This is a genomic window from Citrobacter sp. VF227 (assembly GCF_052950715.1).
On record NZ_JBRFVF010000088.1, the window covers coordinates 1 to 751 of the forward strand.

At 57.4% G+C, this 751-nt stretch carries 1 protein-coding gene; it reads right to left on the reverse strand.

Features of this window, described 5'->3' with window-relative positions:
• Positions 1-649: hypothetical protein (locus ACU8YC_RS25195; protein WP_446895986.1), on the reverse strand; the 649-nt coding region annotated here is incomplete at its 3' end.
• Positions 650-751 lie beyond the last annotated feature (102 nt).

Below are 751 nucleotides of genomic sequence, written 5' to 3' on the forward strand. Positions count from 1 at the left end.
GTGTGTCTCCGAAGTGTTCATATGAGATGACTTGGTATATTCCGTCGGTGGCAATTATTTTATCCAACAACGCATTGTTACCTTCGGCGAGGGTAGCCGGCGAATACGCGGCGCGGTTGATGGATTTCTCATCAATCTGGATTTTGGTCCCGATCTGGCAGTTGGGATCCATCAGCATCCGGACGATGACGCCGTCGATCGTCGCCTCGGGTCGGCCGATCATCCCCGTTTGGCTGTTGAGGACGATCGTCGAGCCGGGCTTGAACTCGCCGTTCTTGCGGACGTTCACCTTCCCGTTCTCGAAGTTGAACGATGCGTTGGCGCCCTGGCACAGGGTGCGCATGGCGTCACTGGCCATTCCGAACAGCGTCGTCCCCCGGATCGCCTTGGCGGCGCCCAGGTCGGTGATGTAGCCGGGCTTCAACCCGTGCTCGGCGAATGCCTTCATGCAGGCGTCAACGACATCGCGCTTGGTGTGCCCCTTCTCGAGGGCCGTGTTCACGACCGCGTAGCCGTTACCGCGGTAGCCGGACCGCGCCAGGATCGCGAGATACGTATCGACCGGGTTTTCGCGACCTGCGCGCTTCTGCATCAAGTCGCCATCGAATATCAGTCCATGACTGTCCTGATACCCGGCTTCGATTTTCACATTTTCGTATTCTTTTGTTATGCTCTGCTCGGTTTCCCGAGATAGGTTGTAAATGTACGCCTCGACATGCTGAGGGGTTTGGCTCTCGAACGATTTGACCTG